This is a genomic window from Desulfococcus sp. (genome assembly GCF_050178255.1).
Classification (GTDB): domain Bacteria; phylum Desulfobacterota; class Desulfobacteria; order Desulfobacterales; family Desulfococcaceae; genus Desulfococcus; species Desulfococcus multivorans.
In genome coordinates, this window is sequence record NZ_JBFXGG010000176.1 from 1 (window position 1) to 4522 (window position 4522).

Genomic DNA, 4522 nt, shown 5'->3' on the forward strand with positions numbered 1-4522 from the left:
CGTGGGAAGAAACCCTGAGACCGTCGACATTTCCGATGCCGTAGACGAAGAATTTGAGAGGGCGTCTTGCCGTCACCTGAGAGTCGAGCTGCCGAAGGGAGCCCGCCGCGGCATTCCTTGAATTGGCGAACACAGGGAGCCCTTCTGCCGCGCGTTCGGTATTGAGCTGTTGAAAACCCCCGACATCGATGAAAACTTCTCCGCGCACTTCGATTCGTCGAGGGATGTCCCCCGAGCTCCGATCTGAAAGGATCAACGGGAGGGATCGGATGGTTCGAGCGTTTTCGGTGATCACCTCGCCGGTGATCCCGTCACCCCGGGTCGAAGCCATGACCAGTCTGCTGTCTTCATAAACCAGCTCGACGGCTACACCATCCATTTTGGGTTCGGTGACGTAGAGAACTTCGTCCGGAATGTCCAGCAGGCGTTTGACCCGGGCGTCGAATTCAATCACGTCCGCATCGTTGAAGGCATTGTCGAGGCTCAGCATGGGGACGGAGTGGCGCACCGTGGTGAATTTGGAGAGGGGTGGCGCGCCTACCCGCGCGGTGGGCGAGCCGGGATCCGCCAATGCCGGATAGGCTGTCTCCAGGTCGATGAGCTCCTGCATCATCCGGTCGAATTCGGCATCGGATATCTCCGGATCATCCAGAACATGGTACCGGTGGTTGTGGTAGTGGATGGCCTGCCTGAGCGCTTCGGCCCGACGGACAACGGATTCTGGAACATTCGGGACTACAGGGGATTCTGGCATAGGTCTTTCATCGCCTCGATGAGCGTTTGGCGGCTTTCGCGGAACCGGTCGAGCTTGAAGCCGGGCTTCCAGGAAAGGGTCGTCAGTTCGTCGGAAACCACGAGGACGGCCCCAATCTGAACGCCTCGGTAGCGTCCTGCGGTGAAGAGGGCCGAGAGTTCCATTTCCACTGCCAGAGCGTTTCTGGCCTGAAATTCGATCACTTTTTCGGGCGTTTCCCGGTAAATGGCGTCGGTGGACCAGACCAATCCCTCCAGAAAATCGCAGCCCCGGCCCGTCAGAACGGTCTTGATTCTTCGGTTCAGTGTTTCTGACGGACGGGCGGTGTCCAGGAGCGATGCGTCGTATCCCAGTGAGGTTCCTTCGTCGATGATGGCTCCGGTGGGGACGATGATGTCGCCGATGGTCGCTTTTGGAGAAATGGCGCCGCACCATCCCATAAAACAGATCTTCCGGGCGCCCCAGGCGATCAAAGGCTCCAGGAGCATGACCGCGTAAGGGGCGCCGACCACCGGACCGATGACGGCATACCGCGCATCGGCGTCCAGGAACAGGCGGCTCATCAATAAGCGGCTCGGGTGCTCCGCGGCGGGAAGGATGCGAACCAGACGCTCGAAGTCGGGTCCGCTGCTGATCATCATCGCAAGCGGGCCGAGTTTTGGGGACTTTCGTCCGACGATCGGGCGGACAATGGCGGTCTTCGAGTTCTTCAAAGGCGCTTCAGACGGGTCCGGAAAGGTTTGACAGTTCATCCTTGATTTCGTCGATGGTGTCATAGAACCAAAGAATATCTTCGATGGAAAGGCGGCCGGCCTTGACCGGCGCCCGTTCCGTTCCGTCTTTTTTTGTCAGGATCCGAGGACCGATCTGTACCTTGGGTTCCCCATCTCCATATTGGTTGATGGTTACGATCAAACCGGTTTCTTCACATTTCCATTTCTTCAGAACTTTGTCTTTCGAGGGATCAAAAGCCATAACAACTCCTCAATACGGTGTTTGTTTCATGTGCTCAACTTTCGACTTTCGTAGGCCGTATCCTCCCGGCACCGCTTTCCGGTCACCATCATGAAAGTCGAAAGTTGAGTCATGTGGATATTTTGGAAAAATCGGCGAATCGTTCAAACATCTTTGCAATCTTTCGGAGCAGGGCAAGGCGGTTGTTGCGGCGCCCGATATGATCCGTCATCACCATAACGCCGTCGAAAAAGGCGTCCACCGGGTTCTTGAGGGATGCAATATCGAGGAGCGCCTCCTCGAAGCGGCCTTCCGACAACCGACGTTGAACACGGTCGTTTACGGTCTTGAAGGCGGAGAAAAGCCCGGATTCGCTATCGTGTTCGAACAGGCTTTCGTCCACTCCGGAAAGATCGGCTCCCTCGGCGTCGCTTTTTTTGATGATGTTCACAACCCGCTTGAAAGCCGCCGCCAGAAGATCGAAGTCGGTTTCGGCCTTGAGTTTCTCGAGAGCCGCAACGCGTTTCCAGACATGGGGAATATGATCGATGGAGATGTCGGTCACCGATGCGATAACGTCCCTGGAATAACCGTCCTCTTCAAGGATGTGTGCCATACGCCCCTTCAGGAATCCGTAGACCGCGCCGGCGGTCTCTTCGGCAGGCCGCGTACTCACGTCGGCGAAGGCGGCTACACTTCGATCAATCAGTGCTTCCAGGGAAAACGAGAAGTCGTAGGCGTTCATGATCTGCAGGATCCCTATGCCTTGACGTCTTAAAGCGTAGGGGTCGGAGGCGCCGGTGGGGGCCAACCCGATGCTGAAGCACCCGCAGATGGAATCGATCTTGTCGGCGACGGCGAGCGTCGCACCGGTCGGTGAAGAGGGTAGGGGCCCCCCGGAGTATGTGGGACGATAGTGTTCTTCAATAGCCGTCGCCACCGCATCCGGCTCTCCGGCGAGCGTGGCGTAGATGCGTCCCATGATGCCTTGGAGTTTGGGGAATTCGATCACTACCTGGCTGACCAGGTCTGCTTTGCATAGCCGGGCTGCCCGGGAAACGTCCGCCTTGAGGTCGCCATCAAGGACAGTGGTGTCGGCGATGAATTCGGCCAGTTGCTGAACGCGCCGGCATTTGTCGTAAACGGAACCCAATTGGGCCTGAAAAAGAACCTTTTTCAGCTTCTCGACCCATTTCTCCATGGGAGTGGCCGTATCCCCTTTGAAGAAGAAATTTGCGTCGGAAAGTCGGGCTCGGATGACGCGTTCGTGGCCGGTGGTTACCAACGCCATATCCCGCGCTCGAGTATTGTTGACAACGATAAAACAGGGCAGGAGTTTCCGTTGATCATCCACCACTGCAAAATATTTTTGATGTTCTCGCATGGCGGTGATGAGTACCTCGTCCGGAACCTCCAGAAAGCGGTCGTCGAATCTGCCGACCGAAACCACCGGAAACTCGATGAGATTCTTGACCGTATCAATCAGTTCCGCATCCGGGAGAATGACGCCGCCCAACGCCTTGGCCGTCCGGGAAATTTCCTCTGCGACGTGTTTTCGGCGCTCGTCAAGATCCGCTATCACGTCCGCGCGTCTCAACGCATCGATATATTCGCCGGGATGATTGATCCGGATCTTGCCGGGGTGCATGAAACGATGTCCACAGGTTTGGTTTCCGCTTTGTACGTCTCCGTAAACAAAGGGGATGACATCATTGCCGAGAAGGGCGAGGATCCACCTGACGGGACGGGCGAAGGTCACGTTCAGTTCACCCCATTTCATGCTTTTGGGGAAGGGTATCGCTGCTATGACGTCCGGTAGTATGCCGGACAGAATTTCCCGGGTAGGGCGGATCGTCTCGATCTTATCGGCGCAGAGATAACTCCCTTTGTCCGTTTCCTTGATGCGGAGGTCGTCAATGGAAACCCCGGCTTTTTCGGCGAATTTGACGGCGGCCATGGTCGGCTTCCCGGCATCGTCGAAGCCGATCTTCCGCGGGGGGCCGGTCAGTTCCGTCACGAGAGGTGTCTGAGCGGCCGCCACATCGACGATTTCAACGGCAAGTCTTCTCGGGGTGCCGTAAACGATTGCGGCGCCGTGTGTGATGCGGGCATGGGTCAGCTGCCCCGTCATCAATGCGGAAAAGGCCTGCAAGGCGGGCTCGATATAGCCGGCCGGGAGTTCTTCCGTTCCGATTTCAATTAATAACGTATCCATTTTTATCCCTTTTGCAGTAACGGGAAACCCATCTCTTCCCGTTGTTTCAGGTATGCTTTGGCACAGGCCCGGGTCAGATTTCGTATTCTCGCGATGTATCCGGTCCTTTCGGTCACGCTGATGGCACCGCGGGCATCCAGCAGGTTGAAGGTATGAGAGCATTTCAGACAGTATTCGTAAGCGGGAAGTACCAGGGATTGTTGAATGATGCGCTCGGCTTCGGCCTCGTAAGCATTGAAAAACCTGAAGAGCATGTCAACGTCGGCCACCTCGAAATTGTAGGTCGATTGCTCTACCTCCTGCTGGTGATGGACGCGACCGTAAGTGATTCGGTCATTCCATTTCAGATCGTAAACATTGTCCACCCCTTGTAGATACATGGCGATGCGCTCGAGACCATACGTCAGTTCCACCGGAATGGGATGAAGCTCGATGCTGCCGCAAAGCTGAAAATAAGTGAACTGAGTGATTTCCATACCGTCCAGCCAGACCTCCCATCCCAGGCCGGACGCACCCAGGGTAGGGGATTCCCAGTCATCTTCCACGAACCGGATATCGTGCTCCAGGTAGTCGATACCCAGGCGCTTCAGACTTTCCAG

5 protein-coding genes are annotated in these 4522 nt (G+C 56.4%); all 5 read right to left on the reverse strand.

Translation table 11 applies throughout. The annotated features are described in order from the left end of the window. The coding region (locus tag AB7S84_RS16715) for a DNA ligase LigA-related protein (protein WP_428155894.1) at positions 1-754 on the reverse strand (754 nt) is incomplete at its 3' end. Beyond that, positions 736-1395, reverse strand: a complete 660-nt coding sequence (locus tag AB7S84_RS16720; RefSeq protein ID WP_428155896.1) for a nucleoside phosphorylase — start codon at positions 1393-1395, stop codon at positions 736-738. The genes AB7S84_RS16720 and AB7S84_RS16715, both read right to left, overlap by 19 nt. A 79-nt stretch (positions 1396-1474) precedes the next feature. Next, on the reverse strand, positions 1475-1729 hold the full coding sequence (locus tag AB7S84_RS16725; protein ID WP_020878127.1) for a hypothetical protein: 255 nt from the start codon (positions 1727-1729) through the stop codon (positions 1475-1477). A gap of 109 nt (positions 1730-1838) precedes the next feature. Next, positions 1839-3923 carry a glycine--tRNA ligase subunit beta gene (gene glyS, locus AB7S84_RS16730; protein WP_428155898.1) on the reverse strand — a complete coding sequence of 695 codons (2085 nt, stop codon included), beginning with the start codon at positions 3921-3923 and terminating at the stop codon, positions 1839-1841. Positions 3924-3925: 2 nt separating this feature from the next. Continuing rightward, positions 3926-4522 (reverse strand): glycine--tRNA ligase subunit alpha (locus tag AB7S84_RS16735; RefSeq protein WP_428155900.1); only part of this gene is annotated, 597 nt, incomplete at its 5' end.